The organism is Corallococcus sp. bb12-1 (assembly GCF_026626765.1).
In the GTDB taxonomy this organism is placed as follows: domain Bacteria; phylum Myxococcota; class Myxococcia; order Myxococcales; family Myxococcaceae; genus Corallococcus; species Corallococcus terminator.
Genome location: NZ_JAPNJZ010000001.1, coordinates 330766 through 354836 on the forward strand (window position 1 = coordinate 330766; position 24071 = coordinate 354836).

Annotated in this window: 19 protein-coding genes; 9 read left to right on the forward strand and 10 right to left on the reverse strand. The window is 69.0% G+C overall.

The annotated features are described in order from the left end of the window. Positions 1 to 122 precede the first annotated feature (122 nt). The 3 genes from OV208_RS01330 (at position 123) to OV208_RS01340 (ending at position 5639) form a co-directional block, all read left to right on the forward strand. Positions 123 to 2861 (forward strand): GDSL-type esterase/lipase family protein, encoded by a 2739-nt coding sequence (locus OV208_RS01330; protein WP_267571957.1) that lies wholly within the window; start codon positions 123 to 125, stop codon positions 2859 to 2861. 3 nt (positions 2862 to 2864) lie between these two features. Further along, on the forward strand, positions 2865 to 4337 hold the full coding sequence (locus OV208_RS01335; protein WP_267571958.1) for an MBOAT family O-acyltransferase: 1473 nt from the start codon (positions 2865 to 2867) through the stop codon (positions 4335 to 4337). An 819-nt stretch (positions 4338 to 5156) separates the two neighbouring features. Then, on the forward strand, positions 5157 to 5639 hold the full coding sequence (locus OV208_RS01340) for a hypothetical protein (protein ID WP_267571959.1): 483 nt from the start codon (positions 5157 to 5159) through the stop codon (positions 5637 to 5639). 51 nt (positions 5640 to 5690) lie between these two features. Here the strand turns inward: OV208_RS01340 and OV208_RS01345 are convergent, their stop codons facing one another. From OV208_RS01345 to OV208_RS01370, 6 genes are all read right to left on the reverse strand, one after another. Continuing rightward, positions 5691 to 6767, reverse strand: a complete 1077-nt coding sequence (locus OV208_RS01345; RefSeq protein WP_267571960.1) for a DUF4062 domain-containing protein — start codon at positions 6765 to 6767, stop codon at positions 5691 to 5693. A 270-nt stretch (positions 6768 to 7037) separates the two neighbouring features. Beyond that, on the reverse strand, positions 7038 to 7424 hold the full coding sequence (locus OV208_RS01350; protein WP_267571961.1) for a hypothetical protein: 387 nt from the start codon (positions 7422 to 7424) through the stop codon (positions 7038 to 7040). A gap of 245 nt (positions 7425 to 7669) precedes the next feature. Beyond that, positions 7670 to 8641, reverse strand: coding sequence for a N5-glutamine methyltransferase family protein (locus OV208_RS01355; protein ID WP_267571962.1), 972 nt, complete (start codon positions 8639 to 8641; stop codon positions 7670 to 7672). Between the two features lie 207 nt (positions 8642 to 8848). Further along, positions 8849 to 9436, reverse strand: coding sequence for a DUF488 family protein (locus tag OV208_RS01360; protein ID WP_267571963.1), 588 nt, complete (start codon positions 9434 to 9436; stop codon positions 8849 to 8851). A 198-nt stretch (positions 9437 to 9634) separates the two neighbouring features. Further along, positions 9635 to 10273 carry an NUDIX hydrolase gene (locus tag OV208_RS01365; RefSeq protein ID WP_420714943.1) on the reverse strand — a complete coding sequence of 213 codons (639 nt, stop codon included), beginning with the start codon at positions 10271 to 10273 and terminating at the stop codon, positions 9635 to 9637. Beyond that, positions 10273 to 11166 carry an undecaprenyl-diphosphate phosphatase gene (locus OV208_RS01370; protein WP_267571964.1) on the reverse strand — a complete coding sequence of 298 codons (894 nt, stop codon included), beginning with the start codon at positions 11164 to 11166 and terminating at the stop codon, positions 10273 to 10275. The genes OV208_RS01365 and OV208_RS01370 overlap by 1 nt, the downstream gene beginning before the upstream one ends. Positions 11167 to 11291: 125 nt before the next feature. Here OV208_RS01370 and OV208_RS01375 point away from each other — a divergent pair, with 125 nt between their 5' ends. Beyond that, entirely contained in the window at positions 11292 to 11765 is a 474-nt protein-coding gene (locus OV208_RS01375; protein ID WP_267571965.1) for a YchJ family protein, read from the forward strand. Between the two features lie 192 nt (positions 11766 to 11957). Here OV208_RS01375 and OV208_RS01380 read toward each other — a convergent pair whose 3' ends face one another. Further along, complete coding sequence (locus tag OV208_RS01380; protein WP_420714944.1) at positions 11958 to 12434, reverse strand: type II secretion system protein GspG; 477 nt, start codon at positions 12432 to 12434, stop codon at positions 11958 to 11960. Next, complete coding sequence (locus tag OV208_RS01385) at positions 12431 to 12847, reverse strand: type II secretion system protein GspG (protein ID WP_267571967.1); 417 nt, start codon at positions 12845 to 12847, stop codon at positions 12431 to 12433. Before OV208_RS01385 ends, OV208_RS01380 begins: the two co-directional genes overlap by 4 nt. 466 nt (positions 12848 to 13313) lie before the next feature. Between OV208_RS01385 and OV208_RS01390 the strand changes: the two genes are divergently transcribed. The 3 genes from OV208_RS01390 to OV208_RS01400 are packed head-to-tail and all read left to right on the forward strand — an operon-like array spanning position 13314 to position 18099. Beyond that, positions 13314 to 15209: an Ig-like domain-containing protein gene (locus OV208_RS01390; RefSeq protein WP_267571968.1), complete on the forward strand. Its 1896-nt coding sequence runs from the start codon at positions 13314 to 13316 to the stop codon at positions 15207 to 15209. Next, entirely contained in the window at positions 15206 to 16621 is a 1416-nt protein-coding gene (locus OV208_RS01395; RefSeq protein WP_267571969.1) for a hypothetical protein, read from the forward strand. The genes OV208_RS01390 and OV208_RS01395 overlap by 4 nt, the downstream gene beginning before the upstream one ends. 8 nt (positions 16622 to 16629) lie before the next feature. Beyond that, positions 16630 to 18099, forward strand: coding sequence for a di-heme oxidoredictase family protein (locus tag OV208_RS01400; protein ID WP_267571970.1), 1470 nt, complete (start codon positions 16630 to 16632; stop codon positions 18097 to 18099). A gap of 578 nt (positions 18100 to 18677) precedes the next feature. Here OV208_RS01400 and OV208_RS01405 read toward each other — a convergent pair. Both OV208_RS01405 and metK read right to left on the reverse strand, forming a co-directional pair. After that, entirely contained in the window at positions 18678 to 19595 is a 918-nt protein-coding gene (locus OV208_RS01405) for a methionyl-tRNA formyltransferase (protein ID WP_267571971.1), read from the reverse strand. Between the two features lie 134 nt (positions 19596 to 19729). Further along, on the reverse strand, positions 19730 to 20920 hold the full coding sequence (gene metK, locus OV208_RS01410; RefSeq protein WP_267571972.1) for a methionine adenosyltransferase: 1191 nt from the start codon (positions 20918 to 20920) through the stop codon (positions 19730 to 19732). A gap of 238 nt (positions 20921 to 21158) precedes the next feature. Between metK and OV208_RS01415 the strand changes: the two genes are divergently transcribed. Both OV208_RS01415 and OV208_RS01420 read left to right on the forward strand, forming a co-directional pair. After that, positions 21159 to 21752, forward strand: coding sequence for an ABC transporter substrate-binding protein (locus OV208_RS01415; RefSeq protein WP_267572791.1), 594 nt, complete (start codon positions 21159 to 21161; stop codon positions 21750 to 21752). 117 nt (positions 21753 to 21869) lie between these two features. Continuing rightward, positions 21870 to 24050 carry a site-specific recombinase gene (locus tag OV208_RS01420; RefSeq protein ID WP_267571973.1) on the forward strand — a complete coding sequence of 727 codons (2181 nt, stop codon included), beginning with the start codon at positions 21870 to 21872 and terminating at the stop codon, positions 24048 to 24050. Positions 24051 to 24071: the final 21 nt, after the last annotated feature.

A 24071-nucleotide genomic window follows, 5' to 3' on the forward strand; every position in this document is an offset into this window, starting at 1 on the left:
CACCATAGCGCTTCGCGCCGTGGGAGGAAGGGGGCCCGGCTGTCTGCTGCCCGGCCGGTGGGGCGCGCGGATGTGGGCAGAGTTTTGACCCGCCCCCGAAAAGCCAGTCTCATGCCCCACCGTTGAGTCTCAAGCCCACATCCACCGGGTGGACGCTGGCCTTCACCGTGCTGTTGACGGTGGGGTTGTCCCTGGCGCCCCTGCCGGAGAAGTTCCGCCCCCTCCCCAGCCTTCGTCAGGAAGGTTCGCTCGGGCCCAAGCTGGTGGCGCTCGCGCTGCCGGCCTCGCTGCGCGGGGTGAAGGCCCCGCGTCCACCCGCCGACACCCTGGCGCCCGACGCCCCGCCCTCCGCGCTCGCGGATGCGGACAGCGTGGGCACCGACACGGATCCCAAGGCCGGCCCCGAAGTGGGCGAGGCCCCGGCCGTGCCCGGCATCGGCCTGGAGGAGCTCAGCGCCCCCACGCTCGCGACCGCGCGGGAACTGGAAGCGCTGCGCGAGCGCATGGGCGCGAAGCACGTGGACATCGAGCTCAACTGCCGCAAGTCGCGCGCGGATGGCACGTGTGAAGAGGACGGGCTCGCACCGCTGATGCGGGCGCTGGGTGATTTGCGCTCGGACACGCGGCGCACACCGGTGCGGGTGGTGCACCTGGGCGATTCGTTGATCGCCTCCGACTACATCACCGACGTGGTTCGCGACCGGCTCCAGGAGCGCTTCGGTTCGGGCGGCCCGGGCTTCCTCTACATCCACCGGCTGGCGAGCGCAGGACGCGCCACGCGCGCGGGCACCGCGAGCACCGAGGGCTGGAAGATGGAGCGGCTGGTGGACACGCACTGGCCCAAGGACCGCGTGGGCTGGACGGGCGTGGCCTTCTCCACCAGCGGACCGGCGCAGAGCACTCGCTACTCCTTGGAGGGCACGCGCGAGGCGGAGCTGTACTTCCTGGCCCAGGCGGCCAGCGGCTCCGTGCAGGTGTCGGTGGATGGCAAGAACACGCAGCGCATCCAGACGCGCGCGTTCGGCCCCAAATCGGAAGCCGCGTTCGCGAGGCTGAAGCTCCCCGAGGGCGCGAAGACGCTGACGCTCACCACCAGCGGCAAGACGGAGCTGCACGGCGTCGCGCTGGAGTCGGGCACGCCGGGCGTCGTCTACGACACGGTGGGCCTGCTGGGCGGCATGGCGGAGGTGTACCTGCGCGCGCAGCCCGCGGCCTTCCGCGCGCAACTGCGTCACCGCAAGCCGTCGCTGGTGGTGCTGATGGTGGGCGGCAACGAGGCGTTCTTCCTCTCGCGCGAGCGCACCACGGTGGACGAGGTCCGCACGCAGATGAAGGAGCTGGTGTCGCGCGTGCGCACGGCGGTGCCGGACGCGGCGTGCCTCGTGATGTCGCCCATCGACGCGGGCGTGCGCACGATGAGCGGCGAGTTGGTCACGCGCCGGCACTCGGCGGAGGTGACGGAGGTCTTCCGAGAAGAGGCGCGCCGGGGCGGCTGTGCCTTCTACGACACGCTGGCGGCGATGGGCGGCGAGGGCTCCGCGCTCAAGTGGCTGGAGTCGGGCCTGATGCTGGAGGACCTGGTGCACCCGCGCGTGCGCGGCTCCAACCTGCTGGGCCACCTGTTCGACCTGTCGTTGCAGCGGGCCTTCGCGCGCACGCATCCGCCGCGCCTGCCGGGTGCGGATCCGACGGGCCTGCAGAACGCGACCCCGGCGTTGAACCGGATGTTCGAGGCCCTGGGCCGTCGTGAGGCCGGCGCGAAGCTGCGCGTGGGCATCGCGCAGGTCGGCGCCTCGCACACGGCGGCGCACTTCTTCTCCGACACCGTCCGCGCCGCGCTGACGAAGCGCTTTGGCGACGCGGGGCGGGGCTTCATCGCGGCGGGCAAGCCATCCTCGCGGCTGGAGGCGGCGCACGTGTCGCGCACGCTGGACGGCCCGTGGACGGTGGAGGACGCGAAGGGCGCCACGCCCGGAGGGCTCTGGGGGCTCACCGGCATCCGCGCGGTAGGAGTACCCGGCGCGAGCCTGGGCATCTCCTTCTGCGAAGGCTGCGAGGACCGCAAGGACACGCCGGGCCGGCTGGACCTGTACGCGCTGGACACGCCGGATGCGGCGCCGCCGGTGATCCGCGTGGACGGTGAGGGGATTGCTCCGGAAGCCCCGCCGCCCGAACCGCTGACGAAGCCCACGGTGCGCATCCGCTCCTTCCCGGTGACGGGCGCCGCGCACACGGTGCAGGTGACGGTGCCGGAGGGTGGAGGGTCCGCGACGGTGCTGGGTGCGTCGCTGGAGTACGACACGCCGGGGCTGGTGTACGACGCGCTGGGGTTGCCCGGCGCCACGGCTTTCACCGCGCGGGACATGGACGCGGCGGCGATGGATGAGCAGTTCAAGGCGCGCCGGCCGGACCTGCTGGTGTTCTGGTACGGCACCAACGAGGCGGAGCTGCCGGGGCTGGACGCGGAAGCGCTGCAGCAGGACTACGCGGCGCTGGTGACGCGTCTGCGCAAGGCGACGGGCGCGGAGTGCCTGCTCATCGGGCCCACGGACCGGCTCCAGCAGGACGCGGACGGCCGGTGGGCGGAGGCGCCCGCGCTGGGCAAGGTGCTCGCGACGCTGCCGAAGGTGGCGAACGACGCGGGGTGCGCGTACTGGTCCGCGCGAGCGGCGATGGGCGGCGAGCGTTCGATGCAGCGCTGGCAGCGGCAGCCGGAGGCGTTGGGGCACGCGGACGGGGTGCACCTGACGCAGGCGGGTTACACGGTGCTCGCGAACGCGTTCGTGAAGGACCTGATGGCGGCGTACGAGTCCACGAAGAAGGGCGGCGAGCCGACGGCCTCCGCCGCGGGAGCGCCCTGAGCCGTGCTGTCCCACAGCCTCCACTACGTCATCTTCGTCATCGTGGTGTTCGCGCTCTACTGGGCGGTGCACCGGCACTTCTGGCCCCGGATGCTGGTGCTGCTCGTGGCGAGCCTGGTGCTCTACACGGGCTTCACGCAGCTGCCGCAGCTCATCGCGCAGGGGAACGTGACGCCGGAGGCCCTGCTGCTGGCGGGGATGCCGCTGCTCATCTTCCTGGGCGGCGTGACGGTGGACCACCTGCTGGTGAAGGGCCTGGGGCGCGCGGAAAAGCCGGGCGTTCGCAAGCTGCTGGTGGTGCTGTCCATCGTCTCCAACCTGGGGATGCTGGCGGGCTTCAAGTACCTGGAGCTGTTGCGCAAGACGGCGCTGGCGCTCCTGGGGCCGTGGGGCGTGGACGTCCGCCCGGAGCCCTTCCACCTGCTGTTGCCGGTGGGGCTGTCGTTCTTCGTCTTCCAGTCCATCAGCTACACGGTGGACGTGTACCGGGGGAAGGCGAGCTCGGGGCACTCGTTCATCGAGCACCTGCTCTACATGCTGTTCTTCCCGCGCGTGGTGAGCGGGCCGATTGTTCGCGAGTCGGAGCTGATGGCGCACTTCCGCGAGGTGCCCACGCTGTCGCCGGATGACGGCGGCAAGGCGATGTTCCGCATCGCGGTGGGGCTGGTGAAGAAGCTGATCATCGCGGACGTGCTGGGCAGCGGCATCGTGGATCCGGTGTTCGGCAGTCCGCACGCGTACTCGTCGGCGGAGTGCGCGGTGGCGGCGGTCGCGTACACGCTGGAGCTGTACTACGACTTCTCGGGGTACTCGGACATCGCGATTGGCGTGGCGGCGTTGTTCGGGTTCCGGTTCCCGGAGAACTTCGCGCGGCCGTATCTGGCGAAGAACCTGTTCGAGTTCTGGAACCGCTGGCACATGAGCCTGTCGTCGTGGCTGCGGGACTACCTGTACATCCCGCTGGGCGGCAACCGGCGTTCGAAGCCGCGAGTGCTCTTCAACCTGATGATGGTGATGGTGCTGGGCGGCCTGTGGCACGGGGCGGACTGGCGCTTCGCCGTCTGGGGCGCGGTGCACGGCGTGGCGTTGTGCGCGGTGCGCTGCTGGTGGTGGTTCCGGGGCAAGCAGCAGGAGCCCGGCCCGGTGCGCGTGGGCCTGGGGATGCTGGCCACGTTCACGCTGGTGGTGTTGACGCGCGTGGTGTTCCGGGCGCCGGACATGACGCACGCGACGGAGTTCTACCAGCGCATGCTCGCGGGCGTCCCGGGGCTGGCGAACGTGGGCCCGCTGGTGTGGACGATGCTGGCGGTGGCCATCATCGCGCACACCCTGCCGATGAAGGTCTACGACCTGACGGCGCTCGCGTTCCTCAAGCTGCCAGCGCCCGCGCGAGCGGTGGTGCTGGTGCTCATCGGCCTGGGCATCCGGCAGTTAGCTTCGCTGGAAGCGCGACCGTACGTGTACCTCCAGTTCTGAGTAGGCTCGCCGGATGAGGTTCGTCCGGCGACAACTCTGGTGGGCCACAGCGTGCATGGGCATCGCATGCGCGAGTGAGGGTGCCCGGCGGTTCTATGTTTCTGCGGAACTGCTCAGGCAGGACGGCATCACGAATCTGACCGTAGCCCCGGGCCCCTGGCCGGCGATCCCCGCAGTCCTCACGCACGCGACGAGCGTTCCCGACGACCTCGTGATTCCAACGCTTCAAGCGTTGTTTGAGCTACCCGGTGCGATCGACGCCTGTGACGCGAGCACGGGGCGCCCCCGCCCGGAGGCGTCCGAGTACTGCGTCGCCATCTATCGCACGCCTTCGGACTGGCGAGTGTCCTGGCCAGTCCGGAACACGGTGAAGTCAGGCGGTTCGTGCCAACCTCCGTTTGGAGGGGTCGATGATGCGGACTATGGCAATGACCTGCCCGTCTTTGGCTATGCCCACAATCACCCATGCGCATCGGACGTGAGCAATCAGGACCTGAGTACCTGGCCGCTGGCCAAATCGGAAGGTGCGTGGGTGGTGGTCGCCTATGGCACGACCCCGGGCGGACGGCTCGCACGTGACGAGCGTGGGCAGGTGATTCCCGCATGGGGCTGGCTCGCCACCGGACATCGGAATGCCCCACGGTTCTACAAGTGGAACCAGGAGGGCACCGTCTTCCGCTGGGATGAAACAAAGAAGCACTGGAACTTCCAGGCACGCTGCAAGCCAAGTCCCCCCAGCATGCTCAGGCCCGAGGGCGTCCCCCCAGACTGCTCTGCGGCTCTCCACCCATAGAGGCTACGGCCCGCCCAGGTGCTCCCATGCTGAAGCCCCCCCAGTTCATGTTGATGGCATCGTTGCTGATGGAGCTAGGTATCTTGGGGATGCCTTTATGCAACAGGCGACCGGATGCGAGCCCGGTGGATTCCCCCACGCCAGCCCTTCTTGCTGACGCGGGTACGCCCTTCGCGGCATCGGAACCCGAGTCGCCTATTCCCTGGCCGAAACAGGACCTGACGCCACTCGCGACCCTGGAAGGTCCTGCCATCCAGGCAGCTCATGCGGCACTGGAAGAAGCGCTGAAGCGGTTCCCCAAGGAGTCCACGGGTCAGTGCGCCTTTTCAGCCAAATCCCTGGAAGCCGTCATTGGGCAGGAAGCAGGCTGGTACTTCGTACGCGTCAACCGCCGCGTCGACCGGTGCCCAGGCTTCGGTCCAGGCGTCACTGGGCTTGAGACCGATTGGTTTGAACTGTTCGCGGTCTCACCCGACGGGATAATCGAACGGTATCCGTATCATCCCTGAGCCGCCTATCCGGCCGCCACGCAAGTTCGGGGAAGCGCTCCACCACATGAGTCAAGGCTTCGAATTTCGATTGACCTTCGAACTGCTCTTGGCGGGTGTCTTACTTTCCCTCGCCTTGACTATACTTACTTCCGTCACCGCCACCTGTTCGACTGTCACACGCGCGCGAGGCGGCAACCCAAGCATCGGGTTCGTCGACTCAGCCATGGCATCCACCAAGTATGCCAGAAACTCATTTCCAAACTTGGTTGTATAAAACCGGCGCCACTGCACCCCCGACACCTTCTCATCTTGAACAAGCCCGTGTATGGCGAGCGCAGGAGCCACATTATTATACAGAAACAAATCCTCACTACCAGCCTGAGGACGATTATCCACGCCACGAACAAACGACTGCCTCAGATAATAAAACCACGACAAAACGCTTCGCTCCGTCACCCTACCCTCGAAGCTAAAAGGTACCTTCATTGCCTTTAGCGTTCGTTCCAACTTCACCCAATCCACCGGAGCCTTGGAAGAAGAACCAAGCTCCTTCTTGGACAACCCTGCGCGTAATTCAGCGTTCTCTTTCTGCAAATCCTTTATTTTCTTCAGCGCCTCATCAAGCCCTTCCACCTGCTCCCCAGAAACCCATCCCCGAAAAACGTGTCGTCGACCAAGTTCAGCAAGGCTCTCGTGAATGGCCAGCTTTATATCGCGAGAGTCCTCAACAAGCCTGCAAACACGATTGAGCACCAACGAGCGGAAATCCTTCCAGTCCCTTGGATTTTCAGTTTCAACAACTCGTCGTCCTAGAACCTGGACCTTCCTATCAATCGCATCATCAGTAAGAACAACAGCGAACAGCGGCTTGTTGACACTGACGGCATATTCATACTCGACTTGAGTGTAGCTCTTTCCGGAACGAGCCTCAATCGAACCGTATCGACTCCCAAGAATGAGCATGTAGATGTCAGACTCGTCGATCCAGCGTTTGATCGTCTCCATCTGACTCTTACTCCCGGCGGCAAACAGCTCCATGCCCGCAGGAATGTGACCGGACTTCAGGACAGCATCGACCGCAGCTTGTCGCTCGTCGATTAGGTCAACATAGGTAGATGATATGAAGATTTGAAGTTTTCGATGCATTTCCCAGCCCCAATCACGACAAGCCCTGTTCCGCCGACTCGGATCTCGCCCTAAACTCCACCACGGCTCTATGTGGATACCACTCAATGCTGCATTAAAATCAGCCGTCCGCTGCTGAGTGAGCGTATCTCAAGTAGTTGGCGGGAGGAACCGAGGGGATTGGGTCTACCGATCCCGATCCGCCCACATCGAGTACCGCAAGGCCTGGGTGCCCGGCTGTTGTCCACGCAGGGAGCGTGGCCGTACTTGTACCAGCAGCCCTGAGTAGGATCAGGGGTGATGGGGGTAGCGTGCCAGCACCTTGCCTTCGGGCGAGACGGCGTACAGCTCGAACTCGTCGAATCCGAGCACGGTCCCTGGAGCCCATCCACACTTGTCGGGCCGGCGCTGGACACGGACAAAATACATCCCCCGCTCTTCACCCACGATGACCTCCAGCCCCTTGGCGGAGAACGCGCAGCTCTTGGCGTACTGTTTGGGATACCCGGAGAGGACCCGCTGCATCACAGCGTGGGCGGCAAGAACAGCAGGTCCATCCAGGGTGGCCAACGGCTGAAGGACCTCGGGCCATTGGATTCCTTCCACGATGATCGGCTTGCTGGCGCTTCCGCCATCGACACCCGCGTTGCCAGGGTTCCCAGCATCCTCACCTCCCACGTCCGCCCGGGATTCAGGGGCACGCGCAACCGACGGCGGAGAGGCAGGCGCTGACGTGCCGGCGCCTCCATCGTGAAGAAGCGAAACGACGAGGAGTAGGTGATGGGGTTTCAGCATCGGAACCTCACAGGAGGAGGCAGGGACGTCCTACCACTTCAGCAAGGAAGCGCATTCCCAAGCAGTTGTTGCCTCACCAGGACTGTCCAGCGGAACGGGCCCCTCTTCTCGTTCACGCGCTGCGAGGATCAAACCCGCCGGGCCGTCAGCGCCACCAGCGCGATGCGCTCCACGCCCGCGTACGGCGCCTTCTCCAGTTCCTCACCAAACACGTCCGGATCCAGCTCCTCGTAGGACACGTCCGTGAGCTGCGAGCTCCGGCACTCCCGCTCCAGCGCGGTGCGCAGCAGGTCCTCGCCCTCCACCACCGGCGCGCCCGTGTAGAGCACCAGCGTCCCGCCCGACGACAGGCGCTCCGCGCCTTCGCGCACGATGCGAACCGACAACTCAGTGCCGTGCGTGCCCCCACCGTCCCGGTACGTGCGCCCGCCCTCATCCGCCAGATACGGCGGGTTCGCGACAATCAAATCGAATGCACCGGAGACCTCTTGGAGCAGGTCCGAACGCACCGCGTGGACCCCCTGCGCGCCATTGAGCCGCGCATTCACCCGCGAGAACACCAGCGCCTCCGGATTCAGGTCCGCGAGCACGACCTCCGCGCTCCGCCCCGCCACCGACAGGCCTCCCGCTCCCGAACCACACCCCAGATCCACCACGCGCTGGAACGTGCCCGGCACCCGCTGCAACAGCGCGCAGAACCGGTAGGTGTCCGGACCGAAGAACACCGCGTCCTTCTGCGACGTGGGCCACGCCGAATGGACGTACAGCCCCGCGCCCAGGGTGGAGAACCGCACCCGGCTGCGCAGCGTCCCGTCCCCACACTCCGCCAGCGCGCCCGCCTGCTCCAGCAGCGCCCACACCGGGGCTCCCAGCACGCCTGGCCTGAACGGCCGGCTCCACCCGAACACGTCCCGGAGCGAACGGGCCTCACGCGCCCCAGGCCGGGCATTCACCCGCCGGTGCGTCTCCGGGGTCACCGTCGTGAAGGCATAGCCCTCGTCCCGCAGGGCCTGTCCCAGCGCGACCAGCGCCGCTTCCCTGACCTCCCCTGCCCCATCCCCACCGCCCACACCGCCCCCTCGAAGGATCCGTCCATCCAACTTTGGACGCACCTGCGCGTGCGACAAGCAGCCTCACGGCACATGTTGCCCGCAAGCACGGGGCCAAGCCTCAGCGCCCGGCGGGCAAGCAAGCAGCTTCCGCACCTTCATGACGGCCTCGGGCCGCGCACCGTGGCACCCCGGAGGACGTGCTCGTCGTCCCCGTGGACGTGCGACCCTCGCTTGGACGCACGGTCCCGAGGAGGCTCACCCGGCCCTCGCCTCGGACACCGCTTCCGCTCCCTCCGGGTAGAGCACCTGCCGGCCGTGGAGTCTGGCAAAGGCGGTGAGCTGATGCGGCTCCAGGCGCGTGGGACCCGTGATGTGCAGCACCTGGACGCCCCTTGCCCAGAGCGCGTCGGCCAGGAGCGAGCGATGACAGCGCCACCGCAGCGCCTCCGCGCACATGACGGCCACGGGCCCGCGCAGCGCGACCTCGCGCAGCGCCTCGAGTCCCCGCGCGAAGTCCTCCGTCAGCATGTAGTCCGCGTAGCCACGAAAGCTCGCGTTGCGCCACGCTCCGTTGGGCGAGTCCTTGCGCGCATGCCGCAGGCCGCCGAGCGCCGCCATGTGCAGATGCTCCACGCCAACCTGCGCGAGCACGGGCCCGAGCACATCCACGTTGAACTGCGGATTGTGGCGCGAGCGCGGCACGGTGCGGATGTCCACGAGCGTCCGCACACCGTTCGACCACAGCATCCCCACCAACTCCTCCACCGGGCGCGTGGAGTGGCCCAGCGCGAAGACCTGGACGCCACTCCAGCCTCGTGCCCGCCTCGGGATCCGCGTGTCCATTCCCACGCCTCCTGACGGAAGGCCGGAGTCCGGGCGCGCCCCCCCGCCCCCAAGCTCACCTTCACCCGGCGCTCGTCACCCTCGCGGCCCCCCGGGCCCATCGCCCTTCGAAGGATCCGCCCATCGAATCTTGGACGCACCCGCGCGTGCGACAAGCAGCCTCACGACACGGGTTGCCCGCCAGCACCGGGCCGCGGTTCAGTACCCGGCAGGCAGGGGAGCATCCAACACCGCCTGCACGCCCGGCACATCCGCCACGAGCAGCAGGAAGTCGCGCAGGATGCGCGCCGTGGCGCCCCAGATGACGTGCTCGCCGTGCGTGTAGAAGTGCACGTCGTGCTCCACCCCCTCCCACGCGTGGCGCTCCACGCGGAGGATGGCCGGGTCCATCAGCCGCACCAGTGGCACCTCCAACACCAGGTCCACCTCCGCCGGGTTCGGCACGTACTTCCCGTCCCCCGGAATCACGCCCACGTAGGGGCGGATCCGGTACGAGGACGTCGTCGGCGTTTCATCCAGCAGGCCCAGCACGCGCACCCCGCCGCGCGCGATGCCCAGCTCCTCTTCCGTCTCGCGCAGCGCGGTCTCCAGCGGCGTGACGTCCTTCGCCTCCTGGCCACCGCCCGGGAACGCGTACTGCCCCGCATGCGTGCGCAGGTGCGCGGGCCGCCGCGTGAAGACCACGTAGGGCACGCCGTCGCGCTCGAACAGCGGCATCAGCACGGCCGCCTCGCGCAACACCCTCCCCGGCAGGTCGAACGTCCGCGCCGGCCGCGCCTTCAGCCGCGCCTCCAACGCATCGAACAGGGCCTCCACGCGCACGGCTTCCATCCCCATCAGTCCGTGATCTGCTTTTCGACCGGCGGCTTCGTCGGCGCGTCCGGCGTCGACAGGTTCTCCACGCCCGACATCGGCTTGAGCACGTTCGCCTGCAGCAGCCCCAGGAGCAGCACGCCCAGCGCGATGCGGTACACCACGAACACCAGCGTCGTGCGGCGCTTCAGGAAGTTCAGCAGCCACGCGATGGCGCCCATGCCGGACGCGAAGGCCACCAGCGTGCCCACCACCAGCGCCACCGTGGAAGGCCGCGTCGGCGCCTCCAGCAGGTGCTTCAATTCGAAGATGCCCGCCAGCGTCGTCGCCGGAATGGACAACAGGAACGAGTAGCGCGCCGCGTCCTCGCGCTTGAGTCCCAGCGACAGTCCACCCGTGAGCGTCGTGCCCGACCGCGACGAGCCCGGCACCAGCGCCAGCGCCTGCCACAGGCCGATGAGGATGCCGTCCCGCCACGTCATGTCCGCCACGGTGCGCGTGTGCGACGCGCGCTTCTCCACGATGAACAGCACCAGCGCCAGCACGATGAGGCTGAACGCGATGACGTAGAGCGACCGGAACTGTGTTTCGATGAGCTTCTTGAACGCCAGCCCGCAGATGCCGATGGGCAGCGTGCCCACCCCCACGAACCATGCGAGCCGCGCCTCCAGCGTGCCAAACGGGTCCCGCTTCACCAGGCCCACGACGAACGCCTTCACCAGCGCGACGATGTCCTTGCGGAAGTAGATGAGCACCGCGGCCACCGTGCCCAGTTGGATGATGGCCGAGTACGCGGCCCCCGGGTCCGCCCAGCCGAACAGCTCCGGCGTGATGCGCAGATGCGCGGTGGAGCTGATGGGCAGGAACTCCGTGAGACCCTGGACCAGACCCAGGACGATGGCTTCGAGAAGGCTCATAGGGGGCGGTGCGCCAGGGATATGCCCTGCCCTCCTGGCCCGCAAGCGCGAAGGTTCCCCACCCCTCCGCCCCGGTTCGCCACCCGACCGTCCCGTCGCCAAACCCGGGTAGGCTTCAATCCTCCATGCCGCCCGTCCCCCCGTGCCCCTGCTCCTCCGGACAGCGCTACCGCCAGTGCTGCGCCCCCTTCCACCGAGGCGAGGCCGAAGCGCCCGACGCCGAACGCCTCATGCGCAGCCGCTACAGCGCCTTCGCCCAGCGCGACGCCGCCTACCTGTGGAAGACCCTCCACCCGGACCACCCCATGCGCGCCCGTCCAGAGGCGGACGTTCTGCGCGAGTTGCGCGCCTTCGCCCAGGGTCACCAGTACCCGGGGCTCGTGGTGCTGGGCCACCAGCCGCCGGACGCCTCCGGCCTCGCCCGCGTCCTCTTCTTCGCCAAGGTGTTCGAGAAGGGCAAGGACCAGTCCTTCGTGGAGCGCTCCGACTTCCGCCATGACGGCACCGGCTGGCGCTACCTGGAGGGCATCCTCAAGCTGCCGCGCGAATTGTCCGTGCCACCTGAATCCCTCACGCTCGACACCTTCCCCGCGGGCTGACGAAAAGGGCGCGGGAAATCCCCCGTCAGGATTTTCGCGGCCCTTGCGTCAGACACCGTGCTGCCCGGCCGGCGAGGCCCTACACGCTCTGGTACAGCCCCCTTCACGGGGGGCTGCGGTTCGAATCCGCTCTGGCCTGAAACGCCACCCAATCGCGGCTTCGCCACTCGGGCAGCACCCTTTCCCCCTCCCTCAGCGCGCGGACTCCAGGTCCAGGTCCAGGTCGCGCGAGGAGAGGTCCCGGTCTTCGTCCTCTCCTCCCGGCGCACCATCCGCGCCCAGGGACACGATGACCGCCTCATCCTCGCCCAGCAGCAGGTACCGGTAGTCATGGCCCCACGGGTCCTGGGGCAGCCTCGCGAGGAGGCCTCGCTCCACCAGCGTGCCCAGCCCCGTGTCCGGATCCGGCAGCCGCCCTGTCTTCTCCACGTGCAGTCGCAAGGCTTCGTCGATCGTCTTGAAGTCCAGCGCCACGCGCTGCAGCCTCCTGGAGTCATGGCCCATGAACGCCCGCACCGTCAGGACCACCGCGGCGGTGAGCAGTGACAGGATGCCGAGGATCACCATGAGTTCAATCAGCGTCTGACCGCGTCGCCGCCGCGTGTCCCCGTCCGTCCTCCCACGCGGGAGGCCGTGCGCGCGCGTGGAAGAGCGGGCCCGGGTCCTCATCGCGCGGACTCCGCGCCCGGGTCGCGCGAGGACAGGTCCCGGTCGTCGTCATAACCGCCCGGAGAGCCGTCCGCCCCCAGTGACACGATGACCGGCGTGTTCCGCTCCAGCGTGTACACGTAGTCATTGCCCCACGGATCCAGGGGAAGCTTCGGGAGGATCTGCTCGTCCACCAACGCGCGCAGCCCTGTCACGGTGTCCGGCAACCGGCCCCTCTTCACGACGTACAGTTGCAGGCTCTGCCCAATCGTCCCGAAGTCCAGCGCCACGCGCTTCTGCTTCGCGGCCCCCAACTGGCCCAGCACCGCCACGCCCACCGCAGCGGCAACCAGCCCCAGGATGGTGATGACCACCATGATCTCAATCAGCGTCATGCCGCGCTGACGCCGCACCCGTCGCCTGCTCTTGTCCATGTCTGTCCTTCCGCCACGACGCCCCACGCGCCGTTCCCAGGCGAGACGGAGCCTTCAACCCGGCCCCGCGTCCCACCCGGAACGAGCGTGTTTGCAATCAGCGCGCCTCTCGTCGCCCAGCCCTTCGCGTGAGTGGACGCCCCCAGCCACCACCGCCGTGTCCGCGCAGTCTGCCGCAGTGAACGTTGGCGGAAGGAGCCCTCCAGGACAGGACCGCACGCCCACCGTGGCCGGAGACCCTGTCTGTCTTTCTGACAGGAGCACGGCGCGCGGCACCGCCACCGTGTCGCGCACCCATCGCCCGAACGGAGGGCCTACGCCCTCCCGATGTCCCTGCCAGTGCCCCCGCCACTTGCGCGCACGCCGTCCGCCGCGATACACGCCCCGCACTGAATCGAATTTGCGAATCAATCTCAAAATTGGCCGATTGAAGCGGGAAACCGTGAACGGCCAGCGAGGCGGGTCCATGCGGGGACACAAGGCGATGTGGGGGGCGAGGCTGTTGGCGGCGGTGCTGCTGCTCGGGGCGTGCGGCGACGACCCGGTGCCCCTGCCGTCGAACAACACTGACGCGGGCGTGACGCTCGACGCGGGCACGGACGCCGGCACCGGGACCGATGCGGGCACCGATGCCGATGCAGGCACGGATGCTGGCGTGGAGACGGACGCAGGCACCGGGACGGACGCGGGCTCGCAGGTGGCGGCGCCCACGGTGACCTTCACCTCGCCCACGGACGGCGCCCAGGTGGAGCAGTCCTCGGTGGACGTGCGGGTGGTGGTGCGCGCGGAAGGGGGCATCGCGGCGCTGACGGTGAAGCTCAACGCCGGGCCGGCCACGGACCTCACCCCGCTGCCAGGGCAGACGGATCAGCAACTGACGGTCCCCGTGGAGGCGGTGCTGGGCGAGAACACCGTCATCGTCCACGTGGCGGACGAAGCCGGCCAGTCCACCGACGCGACCCTGCACTTCACCTACGGCGACCTCCAGGCGCCCACGGTGGCGCTCACCAGTCCCACCGAAGGCCAGGACCTCACCGTGTACCAGGTGCGCGTGACGGGCCGGGCCACGGACAACATCGGCGTGACGGGCTTCACCTTCCAGCTCAACGACGGCACGGAGCAGTCCGAAGCCGTGGCCGCGGACGGCGCCTTCAGCTTCGTGCTCACGCCCTCGCGCGGTGACAACACGCTCGTGCTCCGGGCGCGCGATGCCTTCGGCAACGCCACCGAAAAGCAGGTCCACTTCCGCTTCGGCCGGTGGGTGACCGGAGGCGGTTCACACTCGGGGCTCCTGCGCGACGGCAAGGTGTACGTCTGGGGAAACAACAACCTGGGGCAATTGGGTCTGGGACAGCCGGGGCCTTCGGCTGGCAACTCCCCGTCGCCGCTGCTGTTGGCGGAGCTGCCCCCGGTGGGCGCGGTGGCGTTCGGCCAGAACAGCTCGCTCGCGGTCGGGTTGGATGGAACGGTGTGGACGTGGGGTGACAACAAGAACGCGCAGTTGGGCCTGGGCGTCCCCGGCTCCGGCACTCTGGATGTGACGACGCGCTGGGCTCCCGTGCGCGTGCCGTCGCTGACGGATGCGGTGACGGCGGTCCGGGGCTTCACGCACGTGCTGGTGCTCGCCGAGGACCACACGGTGTGGGCCTTCGGAAGCAATGGCTCGGGCCAGTTGGGCGATGACACGACGAAGAGCGCCTCCGACGTGCCGGTGAAGGTGGTGGGCCTGACCGACGTCATCCAGGTGGCCGCCGGCTCCGAGCACTCCGTGGCGCTGCGCGCGGACGGCACCGTGTGGACGTGGGGACGCAACGCCTCCGGAAACCTGGGCCTGGGCACCACGGACAGTGGACCGCATGCGCGGCCCGCGCAGGTGCCGGGACTCACGGACGTGGTGGACATCGCGGCAGGCAAGGACCACACGCTCGCGCTGCGCGCCGACGGCACCGTCGTCTCCTGGGGCCTGGGTGTGAGCGGGCAACTGGGCCAGGGCCGGAGCGGTAACGAAGGCGACAGCGCCGTGCCGGTCGCCGTGCTCGACCTCACGAACGCCACGTCGGTGGCCGCCAACGGCACCGTCAGCTTCGCCCTTCGCGCGGATGGCACCGTCATCGGCTGGGGACAGAACTCCACCGGGACGCTGGGCACGGGCGACAAGGTGACGCGCACTTCGCCTTCGACGGCCGTGGTGGGACTCACGAACGTGAAGACGCTGGGCGTGGGCGCGTTGCATGTCGTGAGCGTGCGGCACGACGAGGCCCTCTTCAGTTGGGGGTGGAACTTCAAGGGCAGCCTGGGAGGCGGCCCCGCCGCCAAGGAGTCCTGGGCGTACTCGGAGCCGCTCCAGGTGACGCTGCCGTGAGGAGGGCTGCCCTGCTCCTGATGATGGCGGTGTGCTCTTGCGGCGAGACGACCCTGCCGCTGGAGGACCCCATCCTACCGCCTCCGCTCGACACGGAGGCTCCGGTGTTGCGCATCGATACGCCCGTCCCGGGCCAGTGGCTGAACGTGCCCCGCCTCCGCCTGAGCGGCGACGTGGGGGATGCCACCCGGGTCGAGATATGGGTCGATGACGGAATCTCCCGGACGCTGTCCGTCGCGGGCTCCACGCTGACGATGGAGCTGACAGTGCCGCCGGGCTCGCACGTGCTCCACGTGTCGGCCACGGATGCCGCGGGCAACACGGCGACGCAGGACGTGCCGTACGACGGAGGCCCGGGGCTTGGAGGTGGACTCAGCCACACGGGCGTGGTGCGCCAGGGACGCCTCGTCACCTGGGGCAGCAATGGTCGGGGGCAGTTCTGTGAGACCACGCCTGAAGAGCGGCTGAGTCCCGCGCTCACGCTCGAAGGTCAGCGGCCCATCGCCCTGTGGTCGGCCATGGACACCACCGCCTGGATCTCCCCTGACGGAAGCGCGTGGCTGTGCGGCGCGCTGGCGTCCCTGCTCGACGCGGGCGGCACCGGGGTGGGCAGCGCCCGTCGCGTGGAAGGCGTGAAGGACGTGGTGGGCCTCGCGATGGGCGGTGGCCATGTGCTGCTGCTGGATGCGAGCGGACAGGTCTGGGCGTTCGGGACCAACGCGCGCGGACAGTTGGGACTGGGCGAGGAGGGTGAAGCGGTGACACAGCCCACCTCCGTGCCGGACCTCACGGACGTGGTGCAGGTGGTCGCGGGCAGCGAGCACTCCGCGGCACTGCACCGCGACGGCACCGTGTCCGTCTGGGGCTACAACCGGGACGGCGTGCTGGGTACGGGCGAAACAGAAGAGCGCGTGCAGGCAGCCCCCAGACGCGTGCCCCGTCTGGAGCAGGTCGAACACCTGGCTTCGGGGCGCAGCCATCTGCTGGCGCTGCTCGCGGATGGAACGGTGCGCGCATGGGGCACGGGGACGTCGGGACAGCTCGGCCACGGCGACGCGGGCTTCGGCGCGGGACGTGCGCAACCCACGCCGGTCCTGACGCTCACGGGCGCCACGGCGGTGACGGCCGCGAACAACTCCAGTTGGGCGCTGGGCCGCGACGGCACGGGCTGGGCGTGGGGGCTCAACAGCACCGGACAGCTTGGCGTCGGTGACACCAATCAGCGCGTCACGCCTGCGCGACTGGCCACGGACCTGCCACTGGTGGAAATCGCGGCGGGGGCACAGCATGCGCTCGCGCGCACGCGGGAGGACATGGTGATCATCTGGGGCGGGAATCTCAGCGGACAACTGGGTCTGGGCGACGGCGCCCCCAAGAGCGTGTCCACGCCGCGCGCGGTGGATCTGCCCTGACGGTCCCCATGCGTTCCATCTCCCTGATGAAGTCCGCTCGGCGCCTCGTCCTGACGCTCACGCTCGCGTCGTGCGGGGAGCCCGCGGCCCCCATCGTCCTACCGCCGCCGGACGAGCCGCCCATCGACACACCGGACGACGTGCCCCTGGAAGTCGCTCCACTCGAACCGGATGAAGCACGGATGGGCGGAGGCACCACGGTGTTCCGCACCGACCCCGAAGCGTTCCTGCAACCCGTCGCGAACATCACGGTGGAGCGCAAGTCGCGCTTCCTGCTGGGCGAAGCCAACTTCGAGGTGGACTGGGTTCCCGCTCCGAGCAGCCAGCGAGACCGCGACGGTCTGGGTCCGCTCTTCCACGCGACCTCCTGCCTCGCCTGCCACGTCGGCAACGGCCGGGGTGCCCCCGTCGTGGGAAGCGCGCAAGCCCCCGCGCCCCTGCTGATCCGCCTCTCCATCCCCGGCCAGGACGCCCACGGCGCTCCGATTCCCGAGCCCACCTACGGCGACCAGTTCCAGCCCCGCTCCATCGCCGGCATCCCCGCCGAGGGACAGGTGCAGGTGACGTACGAATCCCTGCCGGCAATCACGCTGACGGGCACCCCCTCCGTGAGCCTCCAGTCCCCGAGCTACACGCTGGTCGACCTGGGCTACGGACCGCTCGCGCCCGACGTGCGCATCTCCCCGCGCATCGCGCAGCCAATGGTCGGCCTGGGCCTGCTCGCCGCCATCCCGGACGCGACGCTGCTCGCATGGGCGGACCCTGACGACCGCGACGGTGACGGCATCCGAGGCCGACCCAACCGCGTCTGGAGCGTGAAGGAAGGCCGCGAGGTGCTGGGCCGCTTCGGCTGGAAGGCGAACCAGCCCGACCTCGAGCACCAGGCCGCGGGCGCGCTGCTGGGAGACATGGGCCTCACCTCGCCGCTGTTTCCCCAGTCCGCGTGCACCGCCGCACAGACGCGCTGCCAGGAAGGCGCCACCGGCGGCGAGCCCGAGGTGGACGCCACGAACCTCGCCACCCTCTCTGACTACTCGCACCTCATCGCCGTGCCCGCGCGCCGGGGCGCCGAACGCGAGGACGTGCGCACGGGCAAGGCCGCCTTCCTGCGCGCGGGCTGCGCCGGCTGCCACCGCCCCACCACCGTCACCGGCCAGCTGCCCGGCTTCCCGGAGCTGTCGCACCAGCGCATCTGGCCGTACACCGACCTGCTGCTGCACGACCTGGGCGAAGCGCTCGCGGACGGACGCGACGACTTCCAGGCCACCGGCACCGAGTGGCGCACCCCGCCCCTCTGGGGCCTGGGCCTCACCGCCACCGTGAACGGACACACGCACCTGCTCCACGACGGCCGGGCACGCTCCGTCCTGGAAGCCATCCTCTGGCACGGCGGCGAAGCGACGGCCTCACGCGAAGCCGTGCGGCGCATGTCTCTCAAGGAGCGCGCGGCACTGCTCACGTTCCTCGACTCGCTTTAGGGCAGCAAGGTCCGGAGCAGGACCGTCATAAGTAGCCCCAGTCGTACATGTTGGCGGGTTCCGGCACGACCTCGAGTCCGTCAAAACACCCCTTCCGGACTTCGATCCTCGCCCAGACCTTCGCATCGCACCGAGGACACATCCCGAGGCCGTAGGCCCAGAAGCTCTGGCCCTCCAGTCCGCGCTCGGGCCCTACCACCGGCCGTAGACGCTCCCTCCCGAAGACATCCTCTCCTTTCCGGAAGTCTCCACGTCAAGCAGCCCGATGTACGCCTGGAACATGAACTCCGGCCCCTCGCCACAGGCAGGGCACGCCATGGGCCACACGAACTCGTTGTACAGCCCCACTCAGCCTCCCTCCGACGCGAACGACGTCGGCCTCCCACGAACGCGCGCCTCCGCGTCCCCCTGACAGCAGCCCGAGCCTCACGTCGACCCCCGCGCCCACGTAGCGCTCGCAGTGCTCGACCTGGATCAGGGGATGCGGCTCATCGTTCGGGCTCTTCCTCATGTTCCTTGTCTGCGTCCGCGCTCCCGCGTGTGCCACCCCACCGTCACCCGGGAACCGCCTCCAACGCTCAGGGCCCCTCGGGCGTGTACGCCACCAGCCACAAGGGCGAATCCCCGCACTGCACCAGGCAGTCATCCCCCTGCCGCGCCAGGAGCGTGCCCGGCGCAGCCTGGGGGTCCTCGCCCCGCCACGCGCGCGTGCGCTGCACCCGCACCCACCGGCCCTGCAACAGCGCGCGCGCATCGCCATTGCCCTCGCGCCACGCGGCGAAGCGGCACGCGCGCACCTTCAGGTGCACGGAGCGCGCGGTGTCCCGCCAGTCGATGTCCCGGTACGCCAGGTCGAAGAAGGGCGCGGGCGTCGCCTCCGCGTCCACCTGCGAATCCCCTGGCTCACGCCGGGCCACGCACTCCAGCATCCCCGGCAACAACCGGCGCGACGCGCGCATCATCCGCTCGAAGAGGACCTCTTCCGTGTCCTCGTCGATGACGGGGAACGTGCCCTGCACCAGCACCGGCCCGGTGTCGAACGTCGCGTCCATCCGGTGGAACGTCAGCCCCAAGTCCCGCGCGTCGTCGCGCAACGCCCAGCCCACCGGACACGGGCCCCGGTAGCGCGGCAACAGCGACGGGTGCACGTTGACCGCTCCCCGGGGCGCCAGCGCCAGCGCATCCGGCGTCAGCTTCCACGGGAAGAAGAAGGACAGGAGCAGGTCCGGCTTCAGCGCCGCGAGCCGTGCCGTCAGCAGGGCCCGCTCGTTCACGAACAGGACCTCCAGCGACGGCGGCGCGGATTCAAACAGCCGCCGCAGCTCCGTCCACCCCTCCATGTCCAGGGGACGCAGGCCCCGCACGCCGACGGGCACCACCACCGCCACCACGTCATGCCCCTGGGCCCGCAGCGACAACGTGAAGTCGTGCGCCACCGAAGGCGCCACGGTCAGCAACACGATGCGCCAGCCAGACGCGGCACCGGGAGTCGGCATGGCCGTCTCCTAACAGCTCACACCCCGTGTGCGCCCGACCTGTGTGCGTCACCTTCTCCTGAAATGAAAAACGCGCTCGCTCCGGGAGGGAGCGAGCGCGTGGATTCAGGCGGCTTCTGCCTGGACGCCGGAACTCAGACGGCCTTCAGCCGGGGCGTGCGCGTCTTGGGGGCGGCGGAGGCAGCGGCCTCGCGCAGCGCGTCCTTCTTGTCCGTGCGCTCCCAGGTGAAGTCCTTGTCGGCGCGGCCGAAGTGACCGTACGCGGCGGTCTTCTGGTAGATGGGCCGCAGCAGGTCCAGGTGCTCGGTGATTTCCCGCGGACGCAGACCGAAGGTCTGGCGCACCGCGCGGGCAATCTGCTCCTCGGGCACGGTGGCCGTGCCGAAGGTCTCCACCATCACGCTGACGGGCTCCGCCACGCCGATGGCGTAGGAGACCTGCACCTCGCAGCGGGTGGCCAACCCCGCGGCGACGACGTTCTTGGCGATGTAGCGGCCCATGTACGCGGCCGAGCGGTCCACCTTGGACGGGTCCTTGCCGCTGAAGGCGCCGCCACCGTGACGGCCCATGCCGCCGTAGGTGTCGACGATGATCTTCCGGCCGGTGACGCCCGAGTCGCCCATGGGGCCGCCGATGACGAAGCGGCCCGTGGGGTTGATGAAGAACTTGGTCTTGTTGTCGATGAGCTTCTTCGGCAGGACCTTCAGGATGACGTCCTCGCGGATGGCCTCCTGGATCTTCTTGTTGGAGATCTCATCCGCGTGCTGCGTGGACACCACCACCGCGTCGATGCGGACCGGGCGGCCGTCCTTGTACTCCACCGTGACCTGGCTCTTGCCGTCCGGGCGGATCCACGTGTGGTTCTTGCGGCGCACCTCCGCCAGACGGCGGGTCAGCGCGTGCGCGTAGTGGATGGGCGCGGGCATCAGCTCCGGCGTCTCGTCGCACGCGAAGCCGAACATCATGCCCTGGTCGCCGGCGCCCTGGTCCTTCTTGTTGTCCACGCCCCGGGCGATGTCCTGGCTCTGGCCTTCGATGGCCACCATGACGCCGCACGTGTTGCCGTCGTAGCCCATGGAGCTATCGGTGTAGCCGATGCGCGTGATGGTCGACCGGACGATCTTCGGGATGTCCACGTAACAGTTCGTCGTCACCTCGCCCGCGACGATGGCGAGGCCCGTCTTCACGAGCGTCTCCACGGCGACGCGCGCCTGCGGATCCTTGGCGATGATGGCATCGAGCACACCGTCGGAGATCTGATCGGCGATCTTGTCCGGGTGGCCCTCGGTGACGGATTCAGACGTGAACAGGAAGTCGGTAGGCATGTCTTCTCGGGCTTCGCGCAAATCCAGTGACGCAGCGCAGGGGGCGGACACTAAACGTCCAGTCCCAACAGAGTCAAACCTGACGGCAGGGGCATTTATTCGTCGCGGAGCCCACACAGGCGACCGGCCCCAACGTGGGAGGTGAGGCCAGCGGCCGGTTGAATTTAGTCCGTCGCGGCGCGTTCCCCTGGGCTACAGGACTCGCGCCGTTCTTCAGGAGGTCACCACCCATATGAACCTGAACGCCCACTTCCGCTCCCTCTCCGTGCTGGTTGCCGTCACCTTCGCCGTGCCCGCGTTCGCCGCGCCCAACAAGGCGAACGACACCATCACCAAGCCGGTGAAGACCGTGGTGCAGTCCGTGCGCTACGAGAAGGACCTCAAGGCCCTGGAGAACCTGGGCAGCGACCAGCAGGGCGCCTTCCTCCTGGGCGAGGACTGGACCAAGGCCACCGACGCCCAGAAGAAGGAATTCACCCAGCTCTTCCAGAGCCTCTTCGCGAAGCTCGCCTTCCCCAAGGTCCGCGAGAACTTCAAGAACCTGGACTCCATCACCTACGACGATCCGCAGGTGACGGGCGACAAGGCGCTGGTCGGCTCCACCATCTTCATCAACCACCCGCTGAAGAAGCAGGAGATGAAGCTCAAGTATTCCGTGGAGAAGGTGGGCGCCACGTGGAAGGTCGTGGACGTGTCCGTGCTGGGTGACTCCATGCTCACCGGCATCCGCGACGATCAGGTTCGCCCCCTCTTCAAGGACGGCGGCTGGGACGGCCTGCTGGGCGCCATGCGTACGAAGAACAACGAGCTCGCTTCGGTGAAGCTGAAGTAATCCAGTCCCGGGCCGCGTCGAGCAGCCAGGCAACCAGGCCTCCGTCCTCCCCCCGGGTTCCGGGGGAGGCGCGGGCCGGGTAGGCTCCGCGTCCCCCTGCCCCCGAGCGCCTGGCGAATGACAGTCCCCTCCTCCGCCCCGCAGCTTCCGGCCCGCAGCCTGCCATCCGCCCGTGAGGTGGATGCCTTCTGCGTGCAGCACGCGCCCCGGGCCCCTGGCCACCCCGCCGTGAGGGACCTGTTCCGGCTCCTGTCGGAGGTCCCCGAGGACGGGCTGGACGCGCGCCTTGCGTGGGTGGAGCGGTGGATCCACTGGATGCGCGAGCGCATCCCCGCGCAGGGCCTGATGGACGGGGAGGACACCACGCTGTCCCCGGCGAACTCCCGGCTGTCGCTGCTGGTGCGCGTGCTGGAGGGCGAAGCGCCGCTGCGCATGGCCGTCACGAAGCTGGTGTCGGGGGTGTGCGCGGGCAGCCGGGGCCTGAAGCTCTTCGCCCAGGTGGGCCTGAGCGGCGGCAACGGCTTCTTCTCCGAACTGACGGACCGCTTCGTGCGCGGCGTGCTGCCCGCGCCGCCGGAGCCCGGCAAGCTGTCCGAACTGCTCCTGCGCCTGTTCCCGGTGCCGGAGGACGCGGAGTGGCTGGCCGCGCTGGCCCCGGCGCTGCTCGCGCGGCTGACGGTGCTCGTGGGTGACCCACCGCCGCCGGATCCGTCCCCCACGGCGCGCGTGCGCGGCGACCTGATGGACGCGCTGCTGCTCCTGGGCGTGCAGGTGACGAACCTGGGGCTGGCGGAGGACGTGCGCGACCGCAGCCCAGAGGTCGCCTTCCGCGCCTCACCGTTCCTGCGGCTGCGGATGGTGTGTGACGCGGTGCTGGCGCGCGACGGGGCCCCGGACGCGCTGCGCGACCTGGAGCAGGCCAAGGCGGACTGCCGGGGGGTGGTGGCGTCCGTCACGCGGCACCTGGAGCACTCGGGCGTCAGCGTGGACCTGGTGTACCGGCTGGAGCGCATCCGGCGCGGCCTGGACCGGATGGAGGCCATCGCGCGCGTGCTGGGCGCGGCCCGGGGCGAGCCGCGCTGGCGCGAGGCGCTGGAGCTCCTGTCGGACCTCCTGCGGTACGCGCACGCGGACCGCTCCGTGCTCGCGCTGGTCCGGCGCAACGCGCGGCTGCTGGCGCGCAAGAGCATCGAGCGCACCGGCAACACCGGCGAGCACTCCATCACCACGACGCCGGGCGAGTTCCACCGCATGGTGCACTCCGCGGCGGGAGGTGGGCTGCTCACCGCGTTCACCGCCGCGCTGCAGTTCTTCCTCGCCGGGCTGTCGCTGGCGCCCTTCTTCGCGGGCTTCTTCGCCGCGCTCAACTACGCCGGCAGCTTCGTGGTGATGCAGTTGATGGGCTTCACGCTCGCCACCCGGCAGCCCTCCATGACGGCCTCCACGCTGGCGGCGGCCATCGGCGAGGACGCCATCGAGGACGACGCCCCGGACGACGCCACCGACGGGCGCATGGAGCGGCTGGCGACGCTGGTGCCGCGCATCACCCGCTCGCAGCTGGCGGCGACCCTGGGCAACCTGGGCTGCGTGCTGCCCGCGGCGGTGGCGCTGGCGCTGGGCTTCCAGTGGCTCCGGGGCCACACGCTCCTGTCGGTGGCGCAGGCCGAACAGGTGGTGGAGTCGCTGCACCCCTGGCACAGCGCCACGCTCCTGTGGGCCGCCTTCACCGGCGTGCTGCTGTGGATGTCCAGCGTGGCCGCCGGTTGGTTCGAGAACTTCGTCGTCTACCGGCGCCTGCCGGAGGCGCTGGCCCACCACCGCGTGCTGCGCGGCCTGCTGGGCGAACACAACGCGCGCCGAGTGGCGGACGCGCTGATGCACCACGCGGCGGGCGTGGGCGGCAGCGTGACGTTGGGCGTGCTGCTGGTGGTGGCCCCCGGCATCGGCAACTTCTTCGGCCTGCCGCTGGACGTGCGGCACGTCACGCTGTCGTTCGGCTCGCTGGCCTTCGCCGGCTGCACGCTGGGCCCCGCCGCGGTGATGCAGCCCGGGTTCCTGGCCGCGCTCCTGGGGGTGGGCGTCATCGGCGCCCTCAACTTCGGCGTGTCCTTCGCGCTGGCCCTGGGGCTGGCCCTGCGGGCCCGGGATGTTCCCGTGAGGGAAGGCCTGCGCTTCGTGGGCGCCATGGGCCTGCGCTTCCTACGCCATCCCGCCCCCTTCCTGATTCCTCCTCGCGAGGAGGGAGCGGCCAACCCCGACGTGCTGGCCATCCCCCTGGTGGGCCCCCCGGGGCACTGACGGGGCGTATCAGGCCCGTAA

Excerpts from the sequence above, each read along its gene's own strand:
- OV208_RS01375 (WP_267571965.1), top strand. The coding sequence starts at position 11,292 with ATGCCGCCCGTCCCCCCGTGCCCCTGCTCCTCCGGACAGCGCTACCGC.
- OV208_RS01365 (WP_420714943.1), bottom strand. The coding sequence starts at position 10,273 with ATGGGGATGGAAGCCGTGCGCGTGGAGGCCCTGTTCGATGCGTTGGAG.
- OV208_RS01390 (WP_267571968.1), top strand. The coding sequence starts at position 13,314 with ATGCGGGGACACAAGGCGATGTGGGGGGCGAGGCTGTTGGCGGCGGTG.
- OV208_RS01360 (WP_267571963.1), bottom strand. The coding sequence starts at position 9,436 with ATGGACACGCGGATCCCGAGGCGGGCACGAGGCTGGAGTGGCGTCCAG.
- OV208_RS01370 (WP_267571964.1), bottom strand. The coding sequence starts at position 11,166 with ATGAGCCTTCTCGAAGCCATCGTCCTGGGTCTGGTCCAGGGTCTCACG.
- OV208_RS01385 (WP_267571967.1), bottom strand. The coding sequence starts at position 12,847 with ATGGACAAGAGCAGGCGACGGGTGCGGCGTCAGCGCGGCATGACGCTG.
- OV208_RS01420 (WP_267571973.1), top strand. The coding sequence starts at position 21,870 with ATGACAGTCCCCTCCTCCGCCCCGCAGCTTCCGGCCCGCAGCCTGCCA.
- metK (WP_267571972.1), bottom strand. The coding sequence starts at position 20,920 with ATGCCTACCGACTTCCTGTTCACGTCTGAATCCGTCACCGAGGGCCAC.
- OV208_RS01405 (WP_267571971.1), bottom strand. The coding sequence starts at position 19,595 with ATGCCGACTCCCGGTGCCGCGTCTGGCTGGCGCATCGTGTTGCTGACC.
- OV208_RS01340 (WP_267571959.1), top strand. The coding sequence starts at position 5,157 with ATGCTGAAGCCCCCCCAGTTCATGTTGATGGCATCGTTGCTGATGGAG.
- OV208_RS01345 (WP_267571960.1), bottom strand. The coding sequence starts at position 6,767 with ATGCATCGAAAACTTCAAATCTTCATATCATCTACCTATGTTGACCTA.
- OV208_RS01400 (WP_267571970.1), top strand. The coding sequence starts at position 16,630 with ATGCGTTCCATCTCCCTGATGAAGTCCGCTCGGCGCCTCGTCCTGACG.
- OV208_RS01380 (WP_420714944.1), bottom strand. The coding sequence starts at position 12,434 with ATGAGGACCCGGGCCCGCTCTTCCACGCGCGCGCACGGCCTCCCGCGT.